This is a genomic window from Citrobacter sp. Ce119, assembly GCF_030334525.1.
Taxonomy (GTDB): domain Bacteria; phylum Pseudomonadota; class Gammaproteobacteria; order Enterobacterales; family Enterobacteriaceae; genus Citrobacter; species Citrobacter europaeus.
The window spans coordinates 1-26,016 of record NZ_JAOWDR010000013.1 but is presented as its reverse complement, the minus strand read 5'-3'; the positions used below and the strand labels follow the sequence as shown (position 1 = coordinate 26,016).

26 protein-coding genes and 1 tRNA gene are annotated in these 26,016 nt (G+C 53.1%); 4 read left to right on the top strand and 23 right to left on the bottom strand.

From position 1 onward, the window contains the following. The first annotated feature begins 18 nt into the window (after nt 1-18). A complete protein-coding gene (gene ulaR, locus OGV80_RS00585; protein ID WP_003025646.1) occupies nt 19-774 on the top strand; it encodes an HTH-type transcriptional regulator UlaR in 756 nt (251 codons plus the stop codon). Here the strand turns inward: ulaR and yjfP are convergent. Beyond that, entirely contained in the window at nt 771-1,520 is a 750-nt protein-coding gene (yjfP, locus tag OGV80_RS00580; RefSeq protein WP_286513201.1) for an esterase, read from the bottom strand. The two genes, ulaR and yjfP, sit on opposite strands and share 4 nt — an antisense overlap. A 181-nt stretch (nt 1,521-1,701) precedes the next feature. On the opposite strand from yjfP, the gene bsmA reads away from it, so the two are divergent. Beyond that, nucleotides 1,702-2,031 (top strand): biofilm peroxide resistance protein BsmA, encoded by a 330-nt coding sequence (bsmA, locus tag OGV80_RS00575; RefSeq protein WP_003025640.1) that lies wholly within the window; start codon nt 1,702-1,704, stop codon nt 2,029-2,031. A gap of 147 nt (nt 2,032-2,178) precedes the next feature. Then, entirely contained in the window at nt 2,179-2,454 is a 276-nt protein-coding gene (gene yjfN, locus OGV80_RS00570; RefSeq protein ID WP_016151420.1) for a DUF1471 family protease activator YjfN, read from the top strand. Nucleotides 2,455-2,539: 85 nt separating this feature from the next. Here yjfN and OGV80_RS00565 read toward each other — a convergent pair whose 3' ends face one another. The 21 genes from OGV80_RS00565 to nnr all read right to left on the bottom strand — a co-directional run bounded on the left by OGV80_RS00565 (nt 2,540) and on the right by nnr (nt 24,532). Beyond that, the gene (locus tag OGV80_RS00565; protein WP_075145316.1) at nt 2,540-4,162 is read right to left on the bottom strand and encodes an isovaleryl-CoA dehydrogenase; all 1,623 of its coding nucleotides are present in this window, start codon (nt 4,160-4,162) and stop codon (nt 2,540-2,542) included. A gap of 84 nt (nt 4,163-4,246) precedes the next feature. Then, nucleotides 4,247-5,413 carry a glutathionylspermidine synthase family protein gene (locus OGV80_RS00560; RefSeq protein WP_286513198.1) on the bottom strand — a complete coding sequence of 389 codons (1,167 nt, stop codon included), beginning with the start codon at nt 5,411-5,413 and terminating at the stop codon, nt 4,247-4,249. A gap of 2 nt (nt 5,414-5,415) precedes the next feature. Then, nucleotides 5,416-6,057 (bottom strand): DUF1190 domain-containing protein, encoded by a 642-nt coding sequence (locus OGV80_RS00555; RefSeq protein ID WP_286513195.1) that lies wholly within the window; start codon nt 6,055-6,057, stop codon nt 5,416-5,418. A 9-nt stretch (nt 6,058-6,066) separates the two neighbouring features. Next, nucleotides 6,067-6,465, bottom strand: coding sequence for a DUF350 domain-containing protein (locus OGV80_RS00550; RefSeq protein WP_003830474.1), 399 nt, complete (start codon nt 6,463-6,465; stop codon nt 6,067-6,069). A gap of 19 nt (nt 6,466-6,484) precedes the next feature. Then, on the bottom strand, nt 6,485-7,144 hold the full coding sequence (locus OGV80_RS00545) for a YjfK family protein (RefSeq protein ID WP_043018178.1): 660 nt from the start codon (nt 7,142-7,144) through the stop codon (nt 6,485-6,487). A 57-nt stretch (nt 7,145-7,201) separates the two neighbouring features. After that, the gene (locus tag OGV80_RS00540; RefSeq protein ID WP_043018177.1) at nt 7,202-7,900 is read right to left on the bottom strand and encodes a PspA/IM30 family protein; all 699 of its coding nucleotides are present in this window, start codon (nt 7,898-7,900) and stop codon (nt 7,202-7,204) included. Nucleotides 7,901-7,915: 15 nt separating this feature from the next. Continuing rightward, complete coding sequence (locus OGV80_RS00535; protein ID WP_286513190.1) at nt 7,916-8,320, bottom strand: YjfI family protein; 405 nt, start codon at nt 8,318-8,320, stop codon at nt 7,916-7,918. Nucleotides 8,321-8,444: 124 nt separating this feature from the next. Continuing rightward, a complete protein-coding gene (gene rlmB / locus OGV80_RS00530) occupies nt 8,445-9,176 on the bottom strand; it encodes a 23S rRNA (guanosine(2251)-2'-O)-methyltransferase RlmB (RefSeq protein ID WP_003830482.1) in 732 nt (243 codons plus the stop codon). 70 nt (nt 9,177-9,246) lie between these two features. Then, nucleotides 9,247-11,709 (bottom strand): ribonuclease R, encoded by a 2,463-nt coding sequence (gene rnr / locus OGV80_RS00525; protein WP_213733401.1) that lies wholly within the window; start codon nt 11,707-11,709, stop codon nt 9,247-9,249. Between the two features lie 154 nt (nt 11,710-11,863). Next, nucleotides 11,864-12,289, bottom strand: coding sequence for a nitric oxide-sensing transcriptional repressor NsrR (nsrR, locus tag OGV80_RS00520; RefSeq protein WP_003025609.1), 426 nt, complete (start codon nt 12,287-12,289; stop codon nt 11,864-11,866). Between the two features lie 216 nt (nt 12,290-12,505). Then, on the bottom strand, nt 12,506-13,804 hold the full coding sequence (purA, locus tag OGV80_RS00515) for an adenylosuccinate synthase (protein WP_043018174.1): 1,299 nt from the start codon (nt 13,802-13,804) through the stop codon (nt 12,506-12,508). Nucleotides 13,805-13,906: 102 nt separating this feature from the next. Continuing rightward, nucleotides 13,907-14,104 carry a DUF2065 domain-containing protein gene (locus OGV80_RS00510; RefSeq protein ID WP_043018173.1) on the bottom strand — a complete coding sequence of 66 codons (198 nt, stop codon included), beginning with the start codon at nt 14,102-14,104 and terminating at the stop codon, nt 13,907-13,909. 82 nt (nt 14,105-14,186) lie between these two features. Beyond that, nucleotides 14,187-15,191: a protease modulator HflC gene (gene hflC / locus OGV80_RS00505; protein WP_003830491.1), complete on the bottom strand. Its 1,005-nt coding sequence runs from the start codon at nt 15,189-15,191 to the stop codon at nt 14,187-14,189. Between the two features lie 2 nt (nt 15,192-15,193). Continuing rightward, entirely contained in the window at nt 15,194-16,447 is a 1,254-nt protein-coding gene (gene hflK, locus OGV80_RS00500) for an FtsH protease activity modulator HflK (RefSeq protein ID WP_043018172.1), read from the bottom strand. Nucleotides 16,448-16,634: 187 nt separating this feature from the next. Then, nucleotides 16,635-17,915 (bottom strand): ribosome rescue GTPase HflX, encoded by a 1,281-nt coding sequence (hflX, locus tag OGV80_RS00495; protein ID WP_003025589.1) that lies wholly within the window; start codon nt 17,913-17,915, stop codon nt 16,635-16,637. Between the two features lie 74 nt (nt 17,916-17,989). Continuing rightward, on the bottom strand, nt 17,990-18,298 hold the full coding sequence (hfq, locus tag OGV80_RS00490; protein WP_003025584.1) for an RNA chaperone Hfq: 309 nt from the start codon (nt 18,296-18,298) through the stop codon (nt 17,990-17,992). An 84-nt stretch (nt 18,299-18,382) separates the two neighbouring features. Continuing rightward, a complete protein-coding gene (miaA, locus tag OGV80_RS00485; protein WP_043018171.1) occupies nt 18,383-19,333 on the bottom strand; it encodes a tRNA (adenosine(37)-N6)-dimethylallyltransferase MiaA in 951 nt (316 codons plus the stop codon). Further along, nucleotides 19,326-21,194: a DNA mismatch repair endonuclease MutL gene (gene mutL / locus OGV80_RS00480; RefSeq protein WP_043018170.1), complete on the bottom strand. Its 1,869-nt coding sequence runs from the start codon at nt 21,192-21,194 to the stop codon at nt 19,326-19,328. The genes miaA and mutL overlap by 8 nt, the downstream gene beginning before the upstream one ends. A 9-nt stretch (nt 21,195-21,203) precedes the next feature. Next, complete coding sequence (amiB, locus tag OGV80_RS00475) at nt 21,204-22,535, bottom strand: N-acetylmuramoyl-L-alanine amidase AmiB (protein ID WP_047406733.1); 1,332 nt, start codon at nt 22,533-22,535, stop codon at nt 21,204-21,206. 16 nt (nt 22,536-22,551) lie between these two features. Further along, nucleotides 22,552-23,013 (bottom strand): tRNA (adenosine(37)-N6)-threonylcarbamoyltransferase complex ATPase subunit type 1 TsaE, encoded by a 462-nt coding sequence (tsaE, locus tag OGV80_RS00470; protein WP_087052277.1) that lies wholly within the window; start codon nt 23,011-23,013, stop codon nt 22,552-22,554. Beyond that, nucleotides 22,985-24,532 (bottom strand): bifunctional ADP-dependent NAD(P)H-hydrate dehydratase/NAD(P)H-hydrate epimerase, encoded by a 1,548-nt coding sequence (nnr, locus tag OGV80_RS00465; protein ID WP_087052278.1) that lies wholly within the window; start codon nt 24,530-24,532, stop codon nt 22,985-22,987. The genes tsaE and nnr overlap by 29 nt, the downstream gene beginning before the upstream one ends. On the opposite strand from nnr, the gene queG reads away from it, so the two are divergent. Further along, nucleotides 24,531-25,670, top strand: a complete 1,140-nt coding sequence (queG, locus tag OGV80_RS00460) for a tRNA epoxyqueuosine(34) reductase QueG (RefSeq protein ID WP_087052279.1) — start codon at nt 24,531-24,533, stop codon at nt 25,668-25,670. The two genes, nnr and queG, sit on opposite strands and share 2 nt — an antisense overlap. Nucleotides 25,671-25,940: 270 nt before the next feature. On the opposite strand, the gene OGV80_RS00455 is transcribed toward queG, so the two are convergent. Then, nucleotides 25,941-26,016, bottom strand: a tRNA-Gly gene (locus OGV80_RS00455).

The window sequence follows — 26,016 nt, the reverse complement described above, 5'->3', positions numbered from 1 at the left end:
TTTGTATCGGAATAGCTCATGACTGAAGCACAAAGACATCAAATATTGCTGGATATGCTGGCGCAGTTGGGCTTTGTTACCGTTGAGAACGTAATTGAGCGCCTGGGGATTTCACCCGCCACAGCGCGCCGGGACATCAACAAGCTCGACGAAAGCGGCAAACTCAAGAAAGTCCGCAACGGCGCAGAAGCCATTACCCAACAGCGTCCGCGCTGGACGCCAATGAATCTGCACCAGGCACAGAACCACGATGAAAAAGTTCGTATTGCCAAGGCGGCCTCCCAGCTTGTGAATGCAGGTGAAAGCGTGGTGATCAACTGCGGATCGACCGCCTTTCTGCTGGGTCGCGAAATGTGCGGCAAGCCGGTGCAGATCATCACCAATTATCTGCCGCTGGCAAACTATCTGATCGACCAGGAGCATGACAGCGTGATCATCATGGGAGGGCAATATAACAAAAGTCAGTCCATCACACTCAGCCCGCAGGGCAGTGAAAATAGCCTGTACGCCGGACACTGGATGTTTACCAGCGGCAAAGGGTTAACCGCGGACGGACTGTATAAAACCGATATGCTGACCGCGATGGCCGAGCAAAAGATGCTTAACGTGGTGGGTAAACTGGTGGTGCTGGTCGATAGCAGCAAAGTCGGAGAACGCGCGGGGATGCTGTTCAGTCGCGCCGATCAAATCGATATGCTCATTACCGGTAAAAACGCAAACCCTGAGATTCTGCAACAGCTAGAAGCTCAGGGCGTAAGCATTATGCGCGTTTAAAGGTGCTGGCGGAAAAACGTTACCGCCGCAGCCAGCGCTTCTGGCGTGATGCGGTGGCGCACGCCCGCTTCCCACAGGCAGGTTAGATTGCTGTCCAGCCCTGCCTGAATCAGCGCCTGCTGTAAACGGAAGGTTTCAACGGCCGGCACCACATCATCATCCTGTCCATGCCACAGTAGTAACGGCCTGTCGGCCAGGCGCTGCAGTTGATGCGTAACGTCCCATTCGGCGAGCGGTGCGATGATGGCATCGAACTCCGCCTGCTGCTCTGGTGTCTGAACCCGTAAAGGCGGAAAAAGCGTCTGCGCAAGATGGGTAAAATAGCCCGAACCCATCAGGCTGGCTACACATTTAACCTCGGGATGGCGGGCCATAACGCCCAGTGCGGTCATTCCTCCCATCGACGCGCCTCCGACGGCAAGTCGTTCATCTGATAGCCAATTTTCTGCCACCAGCGCCGCACGTAACGTCGCAAACTCCTGCATACTTTGCTGCAAAATATGCCAGAAGCGGTACATTCTCCCCTGGGCGTCACTCGTGAAGCGCGCACCATGGTCGGGCGCATCAGGCATAACGACGCGGAATCCAGCCTGAGCCAGAGCAACGGCAAAATAGCTGTAGACCAGGCTTGAAGAGGTAAACCCGTGATAGAAAATAATACAAGGGAGTGAACATTCGCGTTTGCCAGCCGGAACGGCGTGCAGGACAGGGATACCCGCCAACTGTCGTGTTTCAATTTCGATCATTTGTCGCCTCTTTCTTTCTGGTATGCCATGCAGCAATACTTAACGCAAGCGAATGTGTTCGGCAATGATTCATAATGTTGAGAACTGGGTTACGCTTTCGCAACATTTTCATTCGAAAATCGCGTGAGAGATAACAATTCGGGAACATTCCCCTAAAGGGAAATTGATAAGGCACTACACTATGGCTATCAGGAAACGAGATAGAGTTATGCGTCGGTTTGCCTCTTTATTGCTGGTGATGTTTTTAAGCGCCTGTAGCGTGCTACAGGGAACGCCGCAACCTGCACCGCCCGTTGCCGACCACCCGCAGGAGATCCGCCGTGACCAAAGTAATGGGTTACAGCGATTAGGGACGGTTAGCGCACTGGTAAGAGGCTCTCCGGATGATGCGCTGGCAGAAATCCGTGCCAAAGCTGTCGCGGCTAAAGCTGATTACTACGTGGTTTTATTAGTGGATGAAACCATCGTGACAGGCCAATGGTATTCACAAGCTATTTTGTATCGTAAATAACATTGGGTTGAAATTTAGTCAGTTTTACATTGCTTTGCGCCCCTATGCGTTTACCTGTGCACAATAAACCAACAGCAGGAAGCTTGAGGTTTATTATCGCGATGGAATGCCCTGCCGTGTGTAGGGGTACGAATAATGGAGCTGACGATGAAACAATCACTTGCCTTATCCTCACTGCTGCTTTCTGCCGGACTGGTAGGTACTACGGCGCAGTCTGCCGAGTTCGCCAGTGCTGACTGCGTTACGGGCCTGAACGAAATTGGCCTGATATCTGTCAGTAACATTGCAGGAAATCCGCAGGATGTAGAACGAGTAGTCGCGTTAAAAGCGGATGAACAGGGTGCCTCATGGTATCGGATCATTCAGATGTACGAAGACCAGCAGCCCGACAACTGGCGCGTACAGGCCATACTCTATGCTTAACAGATTGCCGGATGGCGTAAACTTATCCGGCCTACATTGAACGTAGGCATGATAAGGCGCGCCAGCGTCGCCATCAGGCATATTATTACCGTAATCCCCCCGTTGCCCGCAGGAGCAAGTCGCTTAGCACCTGTTCAGACAATCGTAGTCCGCCACGCGTATCAAGCATTATTTGACACCAGGCCTGCGCCACTGGCGGAGAGGCATAGCGCAACATTTGCGCTCCGCAACCGAGCAGGAAAAGCTGTTGCGTAATCTCCCGTCCCATCTCCTCGCTGGGTTTGCGTAAACGCTGCTGTAGCTGACGTACCATTCGATCGTAATGTCGGTCTTGCCCTTTTACCTCCGCAAAGGCTTCGTTGAGCATATCGTATATGCCGGGTTGTTTTGTCAGTACCCGCAATACATCGAGACACATAATGTTGCCAGAGCCTTCCCAGATGCTGTTTACCGGCATCTCCCGATACAGGCGCGGCAGCTCACTCTCCTCGCAATAGCCAATCCCGCCCAGCACTTCCATCGCCTCTGCAACAAACGGCATCCCGCTTTTGCACACGGAGAATTTCGCCGCTGGCGTGAACAATCTGGCCCACAACGCTTCTTTGGTATCAGCGCGACGGTCCCAGGCCCTCGCCAGTCGAAACAGTAGCGCCGTCTGACCTTCCAGTTGGAGCGCCATCCGGCCTAATACCTGACGCATCATCGGCTGTTCAATCAATGGTTTGCCAAAAACTTGTCGCTGGTGCGCATGATAAATCGCGACGGAAAAAGCACGTCGCATCATGGCGTGACTGCCGAGCGCACAGTCAAAACGCGTCATCCCGCCCATTTTCAGGATATGGCGTATACCTTCCCCTTCGTCACCCAATAGCCAGCCAATCGCATCGTGGAATTCAACCTCGCAGCTGGCGTTGGAGCGGTTGCCTAACTTATCTTTCAGTCGCTCAAGACGAATAGCATTACGTTGCCCATCAGGTAAAAATCGCGGTACAAAAAAGCAGGATAATCCCCCCTTTGCCTGAGCCAGCACCAAATGGGCATCGCTTTGCGGCACGGAGAAAAACCACTTATGCCCCACCAGCCGATACGAGCCGTCTGCAAGACGTTCTGCCTGGGTGGTATTGCTCAGCACATCTGACCCACCCTGCTTCTCGGTCATTCCCATGCCGATCAGCAGCCCACGCTTTTGCCCACCGGGCAGTAAATGCGAGTCATAGCGGTCGCTAAGCAGCGGCGTCAGCCAGTCGTTAAAGGTTGCAGGCAACATCTGAAGTAACAGCGGCGTGGCGGCAAAGGTCATAGTAACCGGACACAACGTGCCCGCTTCTACCTGCGCATGCAGCATGAAACGCGCCGCCCGTGCAACAAATGTTCCCTGCCTCGCGTCTTCTTCCCAGGCCAGATTATGTACGCGGTTGGCGCATAATCCCTGCATCAGCAAATGCCAGGCAGGATGAAAACGCACATCATCCAGCCGCTGCCCCTGCGGGTCGTAGCGCAACAGCTCAGGTGGAAAAGCATTGGCCAGACGGCCCAGTTCGAGCGACTCGGCAGTCCCTAGCTGCTGACCAATACTGGCGAGAAGATCGCTATCCCATCCAGCGCCTTCACGGATAACCGCTTCGCACAGCGCGCCGTCGGACAGATATAAGTTGCTGTTATTGAGTGGTACAGGTTGGTTAAAAACGGTATGCGTTTGCCAGTGCATTGTGTCTCCCTCCGTCAATGGCCGTCGCCTTAAGTATGGCCAGAACCACATTATTCGCGACGGAGGAAGATCACAAAAGTACGGTTAGCCCGCAATATAGTGAGGAATAAAACGAGAAGTATCTTTAGTGATCAAGGTATTATCCTCGCGGATCCCCATACCACAGGCTTCATCATCCACGATCCAACTGCCGATCAGCGTGTAGCTGTCGCCAAAGCGCGGTAACGGCTGAAATGCCTGATAGATCATCGGTTCTTCGGCGTAGTCACCCTCAGCATGCTCCACAATCTGCTGCTGACCATCAAAAATGGTGACGTTTCCCCCCTCGCGGGAAAATATCGGTTTGCGTACATAGCTTTCCCCAGCCGCAACTTGTGGCGTTTCACCGTCAAACCAGGCGGGCAGCAGATTGGGATGGTTAGGAAAAAATCGCCACAGTAAAGGCATCAACCCTTTATTGCTGAGTACGCTCTTCCACAACGGCTCAACCCACTGTTCGCGGCGATAGCGCAGCAAGGGGCCATTCTCATCTCGCATCATCCACTCCAGAGGATAGAGCTTAAAGGCGCGACGAATGACGTTATCGTCATGGTCAGTGAGAACGCCGCCAACGCCAAGCCCCAGATCCTCCACGTAAATAAACCGTGATTCTTGCCCGGCCTGCTGCGCACAATCCTGCAAATACAACACCGTGGTACGATCTTCATCGGTATCTTCGCAGCAGCAGAAATAGAAAGGATCCGGACTATAAAGCTCAGCAAAACGGGAGATCAGCCGCTCCTGAATGGCGTTGTACTGGTCGGCGTCGCGTGGTATCACCCCACTGCGACGCGCATCTTCCAGCCATAACCACTGGAAATAGGCTGACTCATAGAGCGACGTTGGCGTATCCGCGTTGTACTCCAGCAGCTTGACCGGGGCGTTATTTCCGCACCAGACAAAATCCATGCGGCCATACAGGGAGGGATCGCGATGGCGCCAGCTTTCGGCAATAACATCCCAGTACAGCGGTGGGATCGCCAGTTGCTGCATAATCAGTTCGTCGTTAACTGCCCGTTCGACGACATCCAGACACATCTGGTGCAGTTCCGCAGTAGGTTTTTCGATCTGCTCTTCCACTTGCCGGAGCGTGAAGCGGTATGCCCGACTCTCATCCCAGTAAATTTCGTTATCGATAATATGAAAATCGAAGCCGTGATCGTAGGCGATCCTGTCCAGATCGGGGCGAACAGGGACATCATGTCGCAGCATCGTTAACCTCCCCAGTGCCCACGCGCGCTGGACGAACGTCCGTAGCCGCCGCGTGAAACCGTCGAGACTTTCTTCGTCGTATAGCTATGGCTGGTTGCGGTATCATTTTTTCCACTACCGGAACGCCAGCTGTAATCCCCGGAAGTCGTACGCCAGACCGGGCGCGAAACATAGGAAGAACCACCGCTGCTGTAAACATACTGTTCGTCGCGATCTTTACGAATGACGCGGCTGAGTAAAAAACCGGCGAATACCGGCACCCAGCTTTGATCGGTGCTATCGAGATAGCAGTCGCCAAACTGCGTCTGACAGCTCTGCTTGTTCATTTGCTTTGGCAGGCTGGAGTAGAACTCTGTTTTCGCATTGTTCCAGCCATCGGCACAAACGGTGGCGCTATTGCCATCGTCAATGCATTCACTCACCGCCGAGTAAAAAGTACCGTCACCATCGTTATCGGTATTGCCGTCACCAGCACATCCTTTGAGGACAAAAAATGCCGCTCCGCCCATAATGGCCAGCGTCAGGTATTTTCCGCTGTATCGGCTGCGTTTTTTTGCAAAGGGGTTCGCCAGGCGTCCAATTCGCGTGATGGCAGAATGCCCTGGCACCCTGTTTTTGTTTCCAGATTTACGTTTTCTTGCCATGATCGTCCATTACCATGTCATGCAGGCGGCGTTAAAAATGCCCCCCGCCAGGGCTGCAGTCCCCATAAATAATCCCGCTGCAGTATTATGATTAATAATTTTTTCACTCAGTGCCGGCATGTATAAACGCACACCGCCGTAAATGACGAGTTGTATCACCAGCGCGATGCCGCCCCAGGCGAAATAATCCGGGATGCTGACGGCGTTAATTGCCGCGCTGGATAATGGAATAACGTAGCCCAGCAACGTGCCGCTAAAGGCCAATGACGCTGCCGTATTATTATTTTTAATCAGTTGCCATTCGTTGTGCGGGGTGATTTTTGAGTAGATAAACAGAAAAACGATCACCATGGCCGCGCCAATAAAAAAATAGGCGCAAAAAGCCAGTAATGAATCCAGTATGTGCATTGTGTAACCTTCCCTGAAATTAACCAATTACATTAAGTGATGTTAATGGAATATCTACACCCAGCGCCCGTGAGAATACCCACTCTGGCTCTCCCTGCTCATTAAACGACTCTTCGCCGTTCAACAGCAGGTATTCCCATGTATCCTCTGTAACCTGTCGCTGAAAGCCCATGGTAAAATTATGTACATCCCATGTGGCATGCTGATGATTTTCTACTTTTTCCAGCATATAAACCGGCTCAATGTTCCCGGGTTCTTCCTCGTTAAAAAAGCGCTGCCAACGCTCTTCCTGCCAGCTCAGCGCCGGGGTCCCTATTGCAGAAGGGCTAATGGCAGACTGCCAGTGTTTTTTCTGCGAAATCCCGTAACTTTCCGCATAAACAAAGAATTTGATATCATCGATATCATCAATGTCTGAGCCGCCCGTGGTATTGATTTGCAGAAACTCTTCTCCGGACGTGTAGTAGCGAAAAATCTGGCTTCCGCCGCCTAAATCAATGTGGCTGGCGGCTGCAACGGTGTACTCCTCACCGGGTAATTCGATTAATAGAGACTCTTCAAGCAGACGAAATGCCAGCGTGTTAAGCGTAAATCCGGCATTCAGATGTAACCCCAACGGCCCGCGAGCCGGCGCAACAGCAGCGGCTTTACCAAATAAACGCTGGAAAAAACTCATCATCATTTTCCCTTTATGACCAGCCAACCTTCTTTCGAGGCTGACGCATTTCGCCGACGTTTACTCGCCTTGTTGACGCTGCAGTCGTGCCAGAACATCCTGAGCCGAACTTTTATTGCTCGCCCCAATGCCGGCTTCAGCCAGCTTCTCATCCAGGTCACGCCCATCCGCAACCTTTTCCAGCTGTGCAGCGGCATCCAGACGGGCCTGACGCTCTGCCTGTCGCGTTTGCAAACGCTTGAGCGACTCTGCGGCTGTAGACACGCTGGAAGACGCGCCGACGGTCGAGGTGGTCACTGCCTGCTGGGCGCGCTGCATCGCTTCCGTCGCCTTTACCACCTCAAGCTGCTGTTCAAACTGTGCAATCCGTTGTGCGGTTGCACTCACCGCTTTTTCAACGCCATCCCGCGACACTTCAAGGTTAGCGAGTACTTGCTCTTCTGCAGCAATGACATTCTCCAGGCGGGCAATTTCCTCTGCAACTTCGTTGATCAGTGACGGGTTAGCGTTTTTACTCAGCGCTTCCAGCACTCGTGTTTCCAGACTGGATTTACGCTCGCGCAGATCGCTCAACTTGTCATGGCTCAGCTTCACGCGCGCCAGCAGGTCTACTCGTGATTTTCCAGCTTTATCCAGCTCACCTTTCGCATCACGGATATGCTGTTCCAGCATGCGGACCCCCTGCGCTTCTTCAATTGACTCTTCCGCCTGAGAAAGTACGGACTTGCCGAGGGTAAACAGGCTTTTTAAAATTCCCATAAATAGCGTTCCTTGTTATTCGTGAGTGTATTCTTCTGTGATTTCAGCCAGATCCAACGCGTTATCCGCAAGCGTCGTCATCTCGAGCAGCACATCATTCAACGATGAATTAAGCGAAAGAGCCCCAAATGCGACGTAATATTCATCCTGCTGAACGCGGGAAATCCCTACGGAAGAGAGTGGAAGGAGTTTCTGATTACGTAATAAGAAAATATTAAATTCATCCTGCTGATGAATACTACTAACAGGACAAATAACTGTTTCAATAATAATCTGGCGAGAAGTAAACACAATATTGAGCGGTAAATCGCCATAATCATTCATTATAACGATTAATGATTGCTCATCATATTCAATATCTATATTTAATTCAGGGCGAGTTTGTAGTGCTTCAGCAAGTAACTGCGGTGTCCATGCCATATATTATCCATATATAATTTAAATAGTAATAAATAAAATGAATATCATTTTCTAGCCTTTATCATACTCGTTTAAAATAAAAAAAAGCCACCCGAATCCGAGTGGCTTTGTCTGAAAAGTAAGTTTAGCCGCGCTGGCGGACTGCTTCAAACAGGCAGATGCCCGTTGCAACCGAAACGTTCAGCGACGAAACGCTACCTGCCATCGGGATGCTGATCAGTTCGTCACAGTGTTCACGGGTCAGACGGCGCATGCCTTCGCCCTCTGCGCCCATCACCAGCGCCAGACGCCCGGTCATTTTGCTCTGGTAGAGAGTATGGTCGGCTTCACCTGCGGTTCCGACGATCCAAATATTCTCTTCCTGCAGCATACGCATAGTGCGCGCCAGGTTGGTCACACGGATCAGCGGTACGCTTTCTGCCGCCCCGCAGGCCACTTTTTTCGCCGTCGCATTCAACTGTGCAGAACGATCCTTCGGTACGATAACAGCATGTACGCCGGCAGCATCTGCGCTACGCAGGCACGCCCCCAGGTTATGTGGATCGGTGACGCCATCAAGGATCAAAAAGAAGGGTTGATCGAGCGTAGCAATCAGATCCGGCAGATCGTTTTCCTGATACTGACGACCCGGCTTCACGCGAGCAATAATTCCCTGATGTACCGCACCCTCGCTTTTCTCATCCAGGAACTGGCGATTAGCCAACTGAATGACAACACCCTGTGCTTCCAGTGCGTGGATCAGCGGCAGCAGGCGTTTATCTTCACGACCTTTGAGAATAAAGACGTCCTGGAAGCGCTCAGGCGCACGTTCCAGCAGAGCCTGCACCGCATGGATGCCGTAAATCATTTCACTCATGAATGTACTCGTTAATAGTTTATGCGTAACGCGGGCAACGCGAAGTTGCCCGGCTTACTGTTTATGGCTGTTACTGTGCGATTTTCTTTTTCGCCGCACGTTTAGCTTTGGTGGCGGCAGCGATTTTAAGCGTTTTAGCCGATGGCTTTTTCGCTTTTTTGTCGCCTTTCTTCTCAGTCGCATTCTTCTCCGGCTGAGGTTTGGCTCTGCCTTTCTTCTCGCCGCGGAAAGCGCTGTCCGGCTCGAAATTCACCTTTTTGCCCATCTGACGACGTTTACCGGTATTTTTACCTGCATCGCCTTTTTTCGCTTTTTCACGCGCGGTTTTACCTTCATTGCGCGGCGCACGTTCGCTGGAGATCAAACTGAAGTCGATTTTACGCTCGTCCATGTTAACCGCTTCCACGCGAACTTCCACGCGATCGCCCAGGCGATACATTTGACCGCTGGATTCCCCCGTCAGTCGCTGCCCAACCTGGTCAAAACGATAGTAGTCGTTATCCAGCGAGGAGACATGCACCAGACCGTCGATAAACAGCTCATCAAGACGGACAAAGAAGCCAAACCCGGTCACGCTGGCGATCACGCCTTTGAAGACATTCCCTACCTGATCCAGCATGAAGTCGCACTTCAGCCAATCAGAAACGTCGCGCGTCGCTTCGTCCGCACGGCGCTCGGCCATCGAACAGTGCTGACCCAGTTGCAGCATCTCTTCCATCGAATAATGGTAGCCACCGGTTTCCGTGGTGTTACCTTTATGGCCCTGCTCCTGCGCCAGCAGATACTTAATCGCCCGGTGCAAGGAGAGGTCCGGATAACGACGGATTGGTGAGGTAAAGTGCGCATAAGATTGCAGCGCCAGACCAAAGTGCCCGCGGTTTTCCGGATCGTAAATAGCCTGCTTCATCGAACGCAGCAGCATAGTCTGCAGCATTTCAGCGTCAGGGCGGTCAGCAATCGACTCAAGCAGTTCAGCATAATCACGCGGTTCAGGTTTATTGCCGCCAGGCAGCTCCAGTCCCAGTTCCGCCAGCACCGAACGGAACGAGTTAATCGCTTCGGTCGTCGGCTTATCATGAATACGGAACAGCGCCGGCTCCTTGGCTTTCTCAACGAATCGCGCCGCGGAGATGTTCGCCATGATCATGCACTCTTCAATCAGCTTGTGCGCGTCGTTACGCTGCGTCTGCTCGATACGCTCAATACGGCGTTCAGCATTGAAGATAAACTTCGCTTCCTCACTCTCAAACGAGATACCGCCGCGCTCTTCACGGGCTTTATCCAGTACTTTGTAGAGGTTATGCAGCTCTTCAATGTGTTTAACCAACGGCGCGTACTGTTCACGCAACTCCTGATCGCCTTGCAGCATATGCCAGACTTTGGTGTAAGTCAGACGCGCATGGGAGCTCATTACCGCTTCGTAGAATTTAAAGCCGGTTAAGCGGCCTTTCGACGAAATGGTCATTTCACAGACCATACACAACCTGTCCACCTGCGGGTTGAGCGAACACAATCCGTTAGACAGCACTTCCGGCAGCATTGGAACAACCTGCGACGGGAAATAAACAGATGTGCCACGGCTACGCGCTTCCTGATCCAGCGGAGTCGGCGGACGAACGTAATAGCTTACGTCAGCAATCGCTACCCATAAACGCCAGCCGCCGCCGCGTTTCTTCTCGCAGTAGACCGCATCGTCAAAGTCACGCGCATCTTCGCCATCGATAGTAACCAGCGGCAGGGAGCGCAGATCGACACGCCCGACTTTCGCCTCTTCCGGTACTTCTTCTTTCAGCCCGGCGACCTGCTTTTCAACCGCCTGAGGCCAGATATACGGGATTTCATGGGTACGCAGTGCCATATCCACGGCCATGCTGGTTCCCATGTTGTCGCCCAGCACTTCAACAATTTTACCCACCGCTTTGGTGCGACGAGTCGGACGCTGGGTCAGCTCAACCACGACCACAAAGCCCATGCGAGCGCCCATCACTTCTTCAGGTGGGATCAGGATATCGAAACTCAGGCGGCTGTCGTCAGGAACGACAAACCCGACGCCAGCGTCGGTGAAGTAGCGACCCACAATCTGGCTGGTTTTCGGCACCAGTACGCGCACAATACGCGCTTCGCGACGACCTTTACGGTCCGCGCCCAACGGCTGCGCCAGCACCTGATCGCCATGTATGCAGGTTTTCATCTGCTCACTGGACAGGTACAGGTCATCTTTGCGCCCTTCAACGCGCAGAAAGCCGTAGCCATCACGGTGGCCAATAACGGTACCTTTCAGCAGGTCGAGACGTTCCGGCAGCGCGTAGCACTGACGACGGGTGAAGACCAGTTGTCCGTCACGCTCCATCGCGCGCAGACGGCGACGCAGCGCTTCTTGCTGTTCTTCACCTTCAATGTTGAGTTCAGCGGCCAGCTCATCGCGGTTGGCCGGTTTTTCACGTTTAGTTAAATGTTCGAGGATAAATTCCCGGCTCGGGATAGGGTTCGCGTATTTTTCAGCTTCGCGTTCCTGGAAAGGATCTTGTGACATCGAGGTTCCTCCATTGTCATCTCTGATGGAATTCCTTCGTCTTTCACGACGCCTCTTTGTTGGCTGCCTTTGCTCCCCTCAGTCACTTACTTTTGTAAGCTCCTGGGGTCGCTCAGTTGCCGCCGCGATGCGACGCGAAATACTTTGGACTTCATTACTCCACCAGCAATAATTTATAAAGCGGTTGATTCTCTTCAACCAAATCAGCAAGTGTGTAGTTGTCCAGTTCCGTGAGAAAACTTTGCACTGCTTTAGAAAGCGCCTGTTTGAGTCGACAGGCCGGGGTAATGTGGCAAAACTCGCTGCTACAGTTGACCAACGATAAGGGTTCCAGCTCGCGAACCACATCACCAATACCAATATCCTTAGCGGGTTTACCCAGGCGGATACCGCCATTTTTTCCTCGAATAGCAGTAACAAAGCCCGCCCGGCTAAGTTGATTGATTATTTTGACCATATGATTACGGGACACGCCGTAGACTTCTGTCACCTCAGAAATACTGGTCATACGTCCTTCGGGAAGTGACGCCATGTAGATTAGCGCACGTAATCCGTAATCGGTGAAACTTGTTAACTGCACATCAACCTCAGGAAAAGGGATAAAACGGATAAACCTGGTGGTATTAATTACATTGATGATAAACCAGCCACCAGCCAGGTCGCTAATTTATTTCAGTTCGGGAAGGAAAAAAGCGAGGAACTTACGTGATTTTAAGCCGGATCCTGATGCAAAACGCCTCATCCGGCCTAAATTAGTGCAAGCGCAGCGCCGTTTGACGCTACGCTATAACCAGAATTATGCGTCGAACGGGTCGCGCAGGATCATGGTTTCAGTACGGTCTGGGCCAGTTGAGATAATATCAATCGGCACACCGGTCAGTTCTTCAATACGCTTGATGTAGTTCAGTGCTGCCTGCGGCAGACCGCTACGCTCCTTCACGCCGAAGGTAGATTCAGACCAGCCCGGCATGGTTTCGTAAATCGGCTCGATACCTTTCCAGTCGTCAGCTGCCAGCGGAGTAGTCGTTACTTCACGGCCATCCGGCATACGGTAAGCGACACAGATTTTCACCTCTTTCAAACCGTCCAGTACGTCCAGTTTGGTCAGGCAGAAGCCAGACAGGGAGTTAATCTGTACTGCACGGCGTACGGCCACGGAGTCCAGCCAACCGGTACGACGACGACGACCGGTGGTCGCGCCATACTCGTTACCTTGTTTGCACAGGAACTCGCCAACGTCATCAAACAGCTCAGTCGGGAATGGACCCGCACCGACACGAGTAGAGTAAGCTTTGATGATACCCAGAACGTAGTCCACATAACGCGGGCCCAGGCCGGAGCCGGTCGCCACGCCACCCGCGGTGGTGTTGGAAGACGTTACGTACGGATAGGTACCATGGTCGATATCCAGCAGGGTACCCTGCGCGCCTTCGAACATGACGAAATCGCCACGCTTACGCGCCTGGTCCAGCAGATCGGAAACATCAACAACCATAGCGGTCAGGATGTCGGCAATCGCCATTACATCATCCAGCACTTTCTGGTAGTCAACTGCTTCAACTTTATAGAAATTCACCAGCTGGAAGTTGTGATATTCCATCACTTCTTTCAGTTTTTCAGCGAAGGTTGCTTTATCAAACAGATCGCCAACGCGCAGACCGCGACGAGCTACTTTGTCTTCATAAGCCGGACCGATACCACGACCGGTAGTACCGATCGCTTTCTCGCCACGCGCTTTCTCACGAGCGTTATCTAACGCAACGTGATAATCAAGGATCAGCGGACAAGCTTCAGACAACAGCAGGCGCTCGCGAACCGGGATACCACGATCTTCCAGTCCTTTCATTTCTTTCATCAGCGCGGACGGAGACAGTACAACACCGTTACCGATGATGCTGATGACATTCTCGCGAAGAATACCTGATGGAATAAGATGGAGGACGGTTTTTTCACCGTTGATTACGAGAGTATGGCCTGCGTTGTGTCCACCCTGGTAGCGCACAACATATTTAGCCCGTTCAGTCAGAAGATCAACAATCTTCCCTTTACCTTCGTCACCCCATTGGGTGCCCAGTACGACGACGTTGTTACCCATTTTTCAAAATCACCGTTTGCTTAAAAATGGATTCTACCACCGCTTTTTCAGATATACAGCACTTTTTGCATGCGAAAATCCGCAAAATAGGCTACTTATTGATCAGCCAATCGTTTTCCTCAACATGTAGTAGACCACAACGCCCGCAACCACAAGACCTCCACCAAAACGACGCAAAGTATTTTCTGGAAGCTGGGCCATCGCGGAGATCATTTTCTTCCACGCATTGGGGTAAAGCATCGGACCCAGGCCTTCAAGGACCAAAACCAGCGCAAGCGCCAGCAAAATTGTTGAATTCATCCATCGCCCTTAAATAAAAAGAAAACCACCGCATCCCTGGAGATGCCGGTGGTTTTGCTGCTTTAAAACCGCTGGACTGCTCTTAGCGTGTTGCGGTATTCGGTGTCTTCATGTAGCGGAAGAAATCGCTGTCCGGGCTCATGACCATCACGTCCTGGTTGCCTTCGAAGCTCTTCTCGTAAGCACGCAGGCTACGGATGAAGGCGTAGAAGTCAGGATCCTGACTGAACGCATCGGCAAACAGTTTAGCCGCTTCCGCATCGCCTTCACCGCGCATGATGCGGCCTTGACGCTCAGATTCTGCCAGCGTTTTAGTCACTTCATAGTCCGCCGTTGCACGCAGTTTTTCCGCTTCTTCCTGACCTTGTGAACGATGGCGACGCGCTACCGCTTCACGCTCAGCGCGCATACGGTTGTAGATAGCCTCAGATACTTCAGCAGGCAGGTTGATTTGCTTAATACGCACGTCAACCACTTCGATGCCCAATGCCGCCATACTGTTCGGGTTGATGACCGGTACTTTACCGTTCGTTTCAGCCTGAACACGCTCAGCCGCTTCGGCAATCGCGCTATCTGCCGCCGGCGTCGCGACTTCATCTTCCGTGCCCGCAGAACCGGAGTTCAGCGCGTCACGCACTTCCAGGGTCAGACGACCGCGGGAGTCGGTAACGATGTCTTTGACGTCCAGACGACCAATTTCAGAACGCAGACGGTCAGAGAACTTACGTTTCAGCAGGACTTCAGCCTGAGAAACATCGCCACCGCCCGTTGCCAGGTAGTAACGGCTAAAGTCACTGATGCGCCACTTAATGTAGGAGTCAACGATCAGATCTTTCTTCTCTTTGGTAACAAAGCGATCGGCCTGGTTGTCCATGGTCTGAATACGCGCATCCAGCATCTTCACAGATTCAATAAACGGAATCTTGAAGTGCAGGCCTGGTGCAACGACCAGCGGCTTGTTTTCATCGTCACGCAGAACTTTACCAAAGCGCAGAGTAATCCCACGCTCGCCTTCTTTGACCACAAAGACGGACATGAACAGAACTACCAGAACGATGATGATAATCGCAATAACTGACTTACGCATCGTTATTCCCCCTGACGCTGGTAGTCGTTACGCTGCGCGTTCGCGCGGCGTTGGTCCATAATATCGCCCTGACTGGTGGACGAAGTGTTGCTTGCTCCAGAGCCGGAAGTCGTTGCTGGCGGCAAACGCAGCAGGTTTGAACTGCTGTCGCTCTTGGCTGCTGGCGCACTACCGCCTTTCAGCATTTGATCCAGCGGCAGAACCATCAGATTGCTACCCTTATCGTTAACCAGGACTTTGCGGGTATTGCTCAGCACTTTTTCCATGGTTTCGATATACAGACGCTCGCGAGTAATTTGCGGTGCGGCTTTATATTCCGGCAGAATTTTTGCGAAGCGAGCCACTTCACCCTGAGCTTCCAGGATGGTTTGCGTTTTGTAAGCGCGCGCTTCTTCCAGAATACGCTGCGCCTGACCGTTAGCACGCGGCTGAACTTCGTTGGTGTACGCTTCTGCTTCACGGATGTACTGCTGCTCGTTTTCACGTGCGGCAATGGCATCGTCAAACGCGGCTTTTACTTCTTCCGGCGGACGTGCTGCCTGGAAGTTGACGTCCAGCAGAGTGATCCCCATGTTGTACGGGCGGATCGTTTCTTCCAGTTCACGCTGGGTATCGCTACGAATAACGGTACGCCCTTCGGTCAGGATACGGTCCATGGTGTATTTACCGATAACCCCGCGCAGGGCGCTGTCGGTAGCCTGACGCAGACTGTCATCCGCGCTGGTTACGCTAAACAGGTAACGCTGCGGATCGGTCACGCGGTACTGCACGTTCATTTCAACACGCACGACGTTTTCGTCAGAGGTCAACATGACGCCGGATGCGGCAAGTTCACGCACGGCTTCCACGTTGACCGGAGTCACTTCGTCGATAAAGGTCGGTTTCCAGTTCAGACCCGGTTCAACCAAATGGCTGAATTTACCGAAGCGTGTCACCACGCCGCGTTCCGCTTCTTTAATGGTGTAGAAACCGCTGGCCGCCCAGATAATGACAATAGCTGCCGCTGCGATAGTAAAGACTCGACCACCCAGTTGCGGACGCGGACCTTGCGATGAACTACCGCCGCCGGAACCCGTACCTTTACCGCCACCCAGACCACCGAGTTTTTTACTCAGTTTACGGAAAATATCATCCAGATCGGGAGGTCCCTGATCGCGACCGCCTTTGTTTCCATTTCCCTCAGGGTTGCCGCCAGGTTTGCTGCTTCCCCACGGGTCGCGGTCTTGTCCGTTATTACCGGGCTGATTCCACGCCATGTTTGTGCTCCATATTTGTTATGCGATGCTATACCTGCGTCTTTTGCGCTGCAGATGCGTTGGCTATGTTCCTCACTCCCGTCACATAGTTGATTATGCTTCGGGATATTTCAGAACTTGCCGCCTTCCTGCCGCACAAAACCACAAGGAATAGAGGCGAAAAAATCTTCAGGCCATATCCGTCAGGTCAGACAACATAGTCTTCCAGTGCCGGTTCTTGTTTACAGAGGCGACGCCAGTCTACGATCGGCATACGTACTTGCAGACCTACGCTACCGTCTTCCTCCATCCACTCTTTTTCTATTGCCTGAAGTTGGTAAAACCGGCTTCTCAGACGCCCTTCCTGCGGCGGCAAACGCAACGTATGCTGCGCAACCTCACCGGAAAGACGCTCTGTCAAAGCCTGAAAAAGCTGTGGTATGCCAATACCCGTTTGCGCTGAAACCCAAACGCGAATGGGTTTATTCTCTTCATCTCTGTCAATACGCGGTTCAAAATCATCCAGCATATCGATTTTATTCATCACCAGCAGGGTCGGGATCTCGTGTGCATCGATCTCTTCGAGCACCGTGTCGACGGCCTCGATGTTTTCCTGCACACGAAAATCTGCAGCATCAATAACGTGCAGCAGCAATGTCGCCTGACGTGTTTCCTGCAGGGTGGCTTTAAATGCCGCCACCAGGTCGTGCGGCAAATGGCGGATAAACCCTACGGTATCCGCCAGCACGGTTTCACCAACGTCCGCTACGTCTATGCGGCGCAGCGTTGGATCCAGGGTCGCAAACAGCTGGTCCGCTGCGTAAACCCGGGCTTCGGTGATCTGGTTGAACAGGGTGGATTTTCCGGCGTTGGTATATCCCACCAATGATACGGTTGGGACATCCGCTTTCTTGCGCGACTGCCGCCCCTGCTCACGTTGCTTTTCAACTTTTTCCAGGCGCGACTGTATTTGCAAAATGCGATTACGCAGCAAACGACGGTCGGTTTCGAGCTGGGTTTCACCCGGACCGCGCAAACCAATCCCGCCCTTTTGCCTTTCAAGGTGGGTCCAGCCACGGACCAGACGCGTAGCCATATGGCGCAACTGCGCCAGCTCAACCTGCAATTTACCCTCATGGGTGCGCGCACGCTGGGCAAAAATATCTAAAATAAGACCGGTCCTGTCGATAACAAGACACTGGCATAATTGTTCCAGGTTACGTTCCTGGGCGGGGCTTAGAGCATGATCAAAAATCACCACCGCAGCGCCAGTCGCTTTTACGGCTTCGGCAATTTCGATTGCCTTACCTTCACCAACAAAATACTTCGGGTGCGGTGCTTTACGGCTCCCGGTAATCACCTGCATTGCTTCGACACCGGCGGAAGAAACCAGAGATTCAAACTCCTGGAGGTCTTCCATATCTTTGTCTTGCGAAAAATAGATGTGTACCAGTACCGCCTGCTCACCGGCATCATAACGGTCAAACAAGCGTCAACCCCTTAATATATATCAACGGGGAACGCAGGATCGCTGGCTCCCCGTGGGTAAAACAGCTAACAACCTTATTCGGTTTCTTCGCTGTCCTGTTGCGCAGATGAACCTTGCGCGTTGCTACCGTGATGGTAGTTGCTGCCAGTGCCGCCGGTGGCATTATTGCTGTGATGAGAAACCGGGCGAGACGGGACAACAGTAGAAATCGCGTGCTTATAAACCATCTGGCTGACCGTGTTTTTCAACAGGATCACGAACTGATCAAAAGACTCGATTTGACCTTGCAGCTTAATACCATTCACCAAATAAATAGAAACTGGAACACGTTCCCGACGCAGTGCGTTCAGGAACGGATCTTGTAAAGATTGCCCCTTAGCCATTCTCTCTTTTCCTTATATGCTTATTTGTACTTTGAACCTTTCGATTCTGAAAAATTGCGCACGATACGTTTCAATTGTACACATTCAGTTCGCGATAGCACCAACAACCTGTAATACTTCGTTTCGCGCCTGGTCAGGCTTTTCACTGTCAAGCCAGTGCACCCCTTCCCAACCACGCAACCAGGTTACCTGTCGCTTCGCCAACTGCCTCGTGGCGCAAACACCTCTATAAACCATTTCATCGTATGAAATTTCGCCTTCAATGTATGACCACATCTGGCGATACCCTACACAACGAATGGAAGGCAAATCCGTATGCAAATCTCCACGGGCAAAAAGCGCCCGGACTTCTGCTTCAAAACCTGAAGCCAACATCTGATGAAAACGCTGCTCAATTCGCTGATGGAGCAGTTCACGGCTCGCCGGGGCGATTGCAAACTGATGCACCTGATACGGCAAAGCATCTCCTGACGTTTGCGTCAGCTCCGTTAAAGTTTTACCCGAAATGAAAAAAACTTCCAGTGCCCGGGAAAGTCTTTGCGGATCATTTGGATGAATACGCGCCGCAGCCACCGGATCGATTTCCTGAAGCTGTCGGTGTAACGCGTCCCACCCGAGCTCTGCCGCCTGCTGCTCAATTCTGGCCCTGACTTGCGGGTCCGCCGACGGTAACGGCGACAGCCCTTCAAGCAAGGCTTTGAAATATAACATTGTGCCGCCCACCAGCAGCGGGATACGTCCCGCAGCGGTGATATCGGCCATCTCGGCTAACGCATCGCGGCGAAAATCAGCGGCGGAGTACGCTTGCGACGGATCGCGGATATCCAGCAATCGGTGCGGCGCGGCCTGTAATTCATCTGCATCAGGCTTGGCTGTACCGATATCCATCCCCTTGTAAATAAGGGCGGAATCAACGCTTATCAACTCTATGGGCAAAACTTTACGCAATTCAATTGCGAGAGCCGTTTTACCGGAGGCCGTTGGCCCCATCAAAAAAATCGCCTTTGGCAGGCTCGCCTTACGGGTATCACTCATGTTTCAGGGCATTCATTACCGAATGTAAATCAACAGATTGTAACAGACCACCCGGCGGTGCCTTCACGAGTTGTGGGCAGAGCCGCTCAACATCCGCTAACAGCGTAATCGCCTGAGCCATACTCCACTGCGGATGCTCGCTAATCAGGTTACGTGCAATCCACTGTGCAATATTGCCCGGTTCGAATACGGACTGCTGCGCCAGGTAGCCTATCAGTTCAGGAATCAAGATTTGTAAATTTTGTTGGCGTAAGGGTAAAGGCACCGCCCGGATGGTCACATGCTGCGCATCCAGTTGAAATTCAATGCCCAATTCAGCCAGTTGGCTCTGCCCTTTTTGCAGGGCCGCTTTTTCATCAGCGGTCACTTTTAGACGTAAAGGGATCAGCAACGGCTGGGCGCAAACGCCTCCCTCGCCCGGCGTTAACTGCGCCTGACGTAGCCAACGTTCCGCCACTGGTAATGCCAGCAACCGAATCTGGCCATCGCACTCAAGCAACGCGCAGTCCGTACCGACAATCGTTAACACTCGCCCAAAGCCCTGGCCGTTGCCACTCAGAGGTGCCGATGGCGTTTCAGTGGCCGGCGTTTTACGCGGCGGAACCGGCGTCTGCAGCAGTTGCTGATAAATCTCACCCTGCTGCTTTTGATATCCAGGTTGGGCATGAGGCCAACCGGCCCCCGCCTGACGCCCACCACTGCTGCCGCTTCCAGCGCCAGCGGATGCTGAGTACCGCGGTGTCGCAGGTTCACGCGCGGGAGCCGGATCGGCAAAATGGTTACGTCCGGCAGCAACGCGGTTTTCCGGGATGTGCCTTGGGGCGGGCTCGTCGTCGTCAGCCAACGACAGCGGCGTTTCAAGCTGCTGCTGCAGGACGCTCAACACGCCCTGGTAAATAAAATCGTGCACCAGGCGAGATTGATGAAAACGGACCTCATGTTTGGCGGGATGTACGTTAACATCCACCTGATGTGGGTCGATTTCCAGATACAGCACAAAAGCGGGCTGCTGATCGGCCCCCAGCTTATCTTCACAGGCCTGACGGATAGCATGGTTGATCAGGCGGTCGCGCATCATTCGACCATTCACATAGCAATACTGGATTTCCGCCAGCGCCGCCGTCGTATGATTAGGATCGGCCACCCAGCCGCGCAGCGTTAAATCGCCATGCTGCCATTCAATCGCCAGCGCATGTTCCAGAAACGGCGTACCGCAAATCGCGCCCAGTCGGCGCTCTTTCTGCCCATCCGCAGCCACTGCGCGATACTGGCGCACCGCTTTGCCGTTGTGGGACAAATTAATCGTCACATCAAAACGCGCCAGCGCGATGCGGCGGATAATCTCATCGATATGATTAAATTCGGTTTTCTCGGTGCGCATAAACTTGCGCCGTGCCGGGGTGTTGTAGAACAGATCTAACACCTCCAGCGTGGTTCCCACCGGATGCGCGGCAGGTTTGACCGTCACATCCATGTCGCGCCCTTCGGCATAGGCTTGCCAGGCTTCGGGTTGTTCTTGCGTCCGTGACGTCAGGGTTAAACGAGAAACGGAGCTGATACTGGCCAGCGCTTCGCCGCGAAACCCGAGGCTTACGATAGCCTCAAGATCGTCAAGCGAAGAAATTTTACTGGTGGCATGACGCGCCAGAGCCAGCGCCAGCTCGTCTTTTTTAATCCCGCAACCGTTGTCACGAATACGGATAAGCTTCGCGCCGCCGCGCTCAATATCAATATCAATGCGCGTCGCACCGGCATCGATACTGTTTTCCACCAGCTCTTTCACCACTGACGCAGGCCGTTCTACCACCTCGCCTGCGGCAATCTGGTTCGCCAACTGTGGCGGTAGAACCTGAATCGGCATGGCTAATCCTTAATTTGTTAACGTGTTACCAGGTGATACCGCACTAGCGGTTTGCGCCGGTGCGCCCTGCGGCCCGCTTTGCATCGGGTGCGCCTGGAAATAGTTACGCAATCCTTTGTAAATTGCCTCGGCCAGTTGCTGCTGGTAGTCATCACTCGCCAACAGACGCTCTTCGCTGTTGTTACTGATAAAACCGGTTTCGACCAGTACTGACGGGATATCAGGCGAACGTAATACCCCAAGGCTGGCGTGTTCCGGGCGACGCTTATGCATCGAGCCAATACGTTCTAACTGACCGATCATGCTGGTCGCCACATCATACCCGACGCGTTGCGAATGACCGAACTGCAGATCCAGAACGGCCTGGCTGAGATAAGGATCGGACTGGCTGTTTGCCAGCACATCGCCCGCCCCGCCCAACAGCTCCGATTGCTTCTCGTGCTGTTCCAGCCAGCCGGCCATCTCACTGTTTGCCCGACGGTTTGACAATACCCAGACGGAAGCGCCTGTGGCATCCCGGTTTGGCGCGGCATCCGCATGAATAGAGACCAGGAAATTAGCGTTTTGTTTACGCGCGACGTCTGAACGCCCCATCACCGAGATAAAGTAATCACCATCACGGGTGAGTACGCCTTTAAACATCGGATCATCATTGAGCAAACTGCGCAGTTTGCGCGCCACGGCAATCGTGACGTTTTTCTCACGCGTGCCGCCAGGACCAATAGCGCCAGGATCCTGTCCACCGTGACCGGCATCAATAGCGATAACCACTTTTTCGCCGCTACCTGTGCTGGCGCGCGCCGCAGGTCGTGTGGAGGTATTACTGTTGGTCACCACGGTAGTGCGATCGTTTTCCGCTTTAAACGGGTTACGCGCAGGCTCGGCAGGACGCGTGGCGATAACCGGCGCCTCAACACGCTTCGCAACCACTGGCGGTGGAGGCGGCGGCGGTGGCGCATCAGCCTTGATGGTAAACACGACGGTATAATTGCCGCCGTTCTGGCGTTTTACGGCATCGGCTTTGCCATTCTCGGTTAAATCCACCACCAGGCGCAGAGACTGCGCATCCTTTGGCGTGCCGGAACGGATAGATTTCACCAGATTATTGCCGCTAAACAGCAGCGGTAATCCCTGAATCACACCGGTTTGTTTAATATCCAGCGCGACGGTTCGTTTCCCGTCCTGCGAAACGGCGTATTCAGGATCGCCAATAAAGCTCAGCGTAATCCGCGCCTGTTGATCGCCATTAGATACCTGAAGATCGGAGAGGCTGGCAGCCCCTGCCTGCGCGCACAGCAGGACCAGGGTTGCCATCAGCCAGTTTCTGATGCGATAAATCATCCCGCCACCCTTAAGGTTAATCGGCTAAACACGCCAGCAATAAATCACCCGATGAGGAGACTGCGCTTACGCGCGCCTCTCGACCTTGCGCCTGGTATTCAATGTGTATTTCGACGTCCGGGTCTGGCAGTACACCTTTACCTTGTTGCGGCCATTCCACCAGGCAGATGGCATCATTGGCAAAATAATCGCGGATCCCCATAAACTCCAGCTCCTCCGGGTCCGCAAGTCGGTACAGATCGAAGTGATATACCATCAAGTTATCGAGCGAATAGGGTTCAACCAGCGTGTAAGTCGGGCTTTTTACATTACCTTTGTGACCTAACGCTTGCAGGAATCCCCGGCTGAAAGTGGTTTTACCCGCTCCCAGGTCGCCGTACAAATAAATTACCGTCGCGCCATCACAGGCTTTAGCTACCCGCAGTCCCAGGTCTAAAGTCGCCTGCTCATCAGGTAGTGGAATTACTCGATTCATCATGATAAACGTCAATCACATCAGGGTTAACAATACGCTGTAGCGTGGTAAAGAGATCTGTCGCCAGCATACCGCGCGTACCAAAACGCGCCGCCAGTACATCCGCCGCCGCACCGTGCGCAACACATCCCGCACATGCTGCATCATACGGGGTAAGCTTCTGTCCGAGCAATGCGCCAATAATACCGGAAAGCACATCACCCATTCCGCCGCTGGCCATTCCTGCATTGCCGGTATCAATAATACCCAACTCAGCCTGTTCAGCGGCAACAACCGTACCCGCGCCTTTCAGCACCACGACGCCTCCGTACCGTTTTACCAGACGTTGTGCACAAAGTAAGCGATCGTCTTCAATTTCTGCAATGGAACAGCCCAGCAGTCGCGCGGCTTCACCCGGATGCGGCGTGATCACGCGATTGTGACGTTTATCGGGATTGATTGCCAGCAGGTTCAGCGCATCCGCATCCCAGAGCATCGGTTTGCGAAAATTCTCGACCTTTTGCAGCGCTTTTTTACCCCACTCCTGCTGACCAAGCCCAGGCCCTATCACCACAACATCCGCCCAAGCCATGCTCTCTTCCAGAGTCTGCGGCGTCAGCGCATCAACCATCAGTTCCGGCCTGGCAGTCAGAATAGGCGCAATGTTTTCACTGCGGGTCAGCACTTTGACCAGCCCGGCTCCTGCACGCAGCGCCGCTTCACCGGCCATGCGTATTGCGCCTGCCGTACCGTGGTCACCGCCGATAATCACCAGCCGACCGTGGGAGCCTTTGTGCGAGGTGGGTCGACGCGGCGTTAGCCAGTGCGCAAGCTGTTGAGCATCAAAACGCTGCAGCGGCGCGTTCTGCCCCGCCAGCCAGTCATCCAGCCCGAGTGCGTTAACATGCAGGCATCCGGTGACATCGCGCGCTTTACCCGTTAGCAGACCTGGCTTGAGCGCAATAAAGGTGACGGTGTGCGCAGCGTTGATGACCGCTCCCGGCGTCGCCCCTGTTTGCGCCAGCAGACCGGATGGAATGTCTATCGCCACAACAGGAGCAGGATGACTATTGGCACGCTCGATCACTGCCGAAAGGGACTCTCGCGGCGCATGTTTTAAGCCAGTGCCTGACAGCGCATCAATAATGACGTCCACGCTATCTGGCCAGCTGATATCTACAGCATGAATGACGCCACCGGCGTTAAGCCAGGCGTCCTGGGCCTGCTGCGCCTCCCCGGGGAGCGGTTTATCGCTCTCCTGCGCCAGCAACGTAACATCAAGACCCTGCGCTTTGGCAAGCCTTGCCACTACGTATCCATCTCCGCCGTTGTTGCCATGACCACACAACACCAGCCAGTTTCGGGCGTTCGGATATGCCTCGCGGGTGACCTGAAACGCCGCCTCTCCCGCCCGTTGCATCAGTTCGTACAACGTCAGCCCTAAACTGTCTGCCGCCTCTCGCTCCATCCGCCTGATGTCATCGGCGTGCCAGATGGAGTGTGGTATACTTGCGGGGTTTTTCTTCATTGTATGGTCCGTCATGTCAGAGCCCCTCGATCTCAATCAGTTAGCGCAAAATATTAAGCAGTGGGGGCTGGAGCTTGGCTTTCAGCAGGTCGGTATTGCCGATACCGACCTCAGCGAAGCGGAACCCAAACTGCAGGCCTGGCTGGATAAACACTATCACGGCGAGATGGACTGGATGGCCCGTCACGGCATGATGCGCGCCCGACCTCACGAATTATTGCCCGGTACGCTACGAGTTATCAGCGTACGTATGAACTATCTTCCTGCCAAAGCGGCCTTTGCCAGTACGTTGAAAAACCCTTCGCTGGGTTACGTCAGCCGTTATGCGCTTGGCCGCGACTATCACAAGCTGCTGCGTAACCGCTTAAAAAAGCTGGGGGAGATGATTCAACAGCACTGCGTTTCGCTGAATTTTAGACCTTTTGTCGATTCTGCGCCCATTCTTGAGCGCCCGTTAGCGGAAAAAGCCGGGCTTGGCTGGACAGGTAAGCACTCACTTATCCTCAATCGTGAAGCCGGATCATTTTTCTTCCTCGGGGAATTACTGATCGATTTACCCTTGCCGGTCGACCAACCAGTAGAAGAAGGATGCGGGAAATGCGTCGCCTGCATGACCATCTGTCCCACCGGGGCCATCGTTGAACCCTACACGGTGGATGCGCGCCGCTGTATCTCTTATCTCACGATCGAACTGGAAGGTGCGATCCCGGAAGAATTTCGTCCCTTGATGGGGAATCGAATTTACGGCTGCGATGATTGCCAGCTTATTTGCCCGTGGAATCGCTATTCGCAGTTGACGGCAGAGGATGACTTCAGCCCGCGCAAGCAGCTTCATGCTCCAGAGTTAATAGAGCTGTTTAGCTGGAGCGAAGCGTGGTTTTTAAAAGTCACAGAGGGGTCTGCCATTCGTCGTATTGGCCACCTGCGTTGGCTGCGAAATATCGCCGTTGCGTTGGGTAATGCCCCCTGGGATGACGCTGTTATTCACGCGCTGGAAAGTCGCAGAGGTGAGTACACACTTCTCGACGAACACATAGACTGGGCGGTTGCTCAGCAAATCGAGAAGCGAAATGCCTGCGTAGTTGAGGTGCAGTTACCGAAGAAACAACGTTTGGTCAGGGTCATTGAAAAGGGTCTGCCGCGCGACGCTTAAGTCATCCACAGCTTGTGTATAAAAATAAAAACACATTGATATTCAAGAGGGAAAAAATCGTCAAGTGATCGCATTAACAATTTGAAATGATAATTAAACCAATAATTTCAAGCAGTTAAAATGATACTATTCACCCATCGAAGTTTTTTGCATTCCAGGAATAATACCCGAACCTGTGGATAAGTCTGTTTACAAGAGTATGTCAATGACAAAACAAAACGTCCCCAACGCGATTATTCGTTGTGGATATTTTTTATCGAGGTAAGAATTTGGAGCGGGAAACGAGACTCGAACTCGCGACCCCGACCTTGGCAAGGTCGTGCTCTACCAACTGAGCTATTCCCGC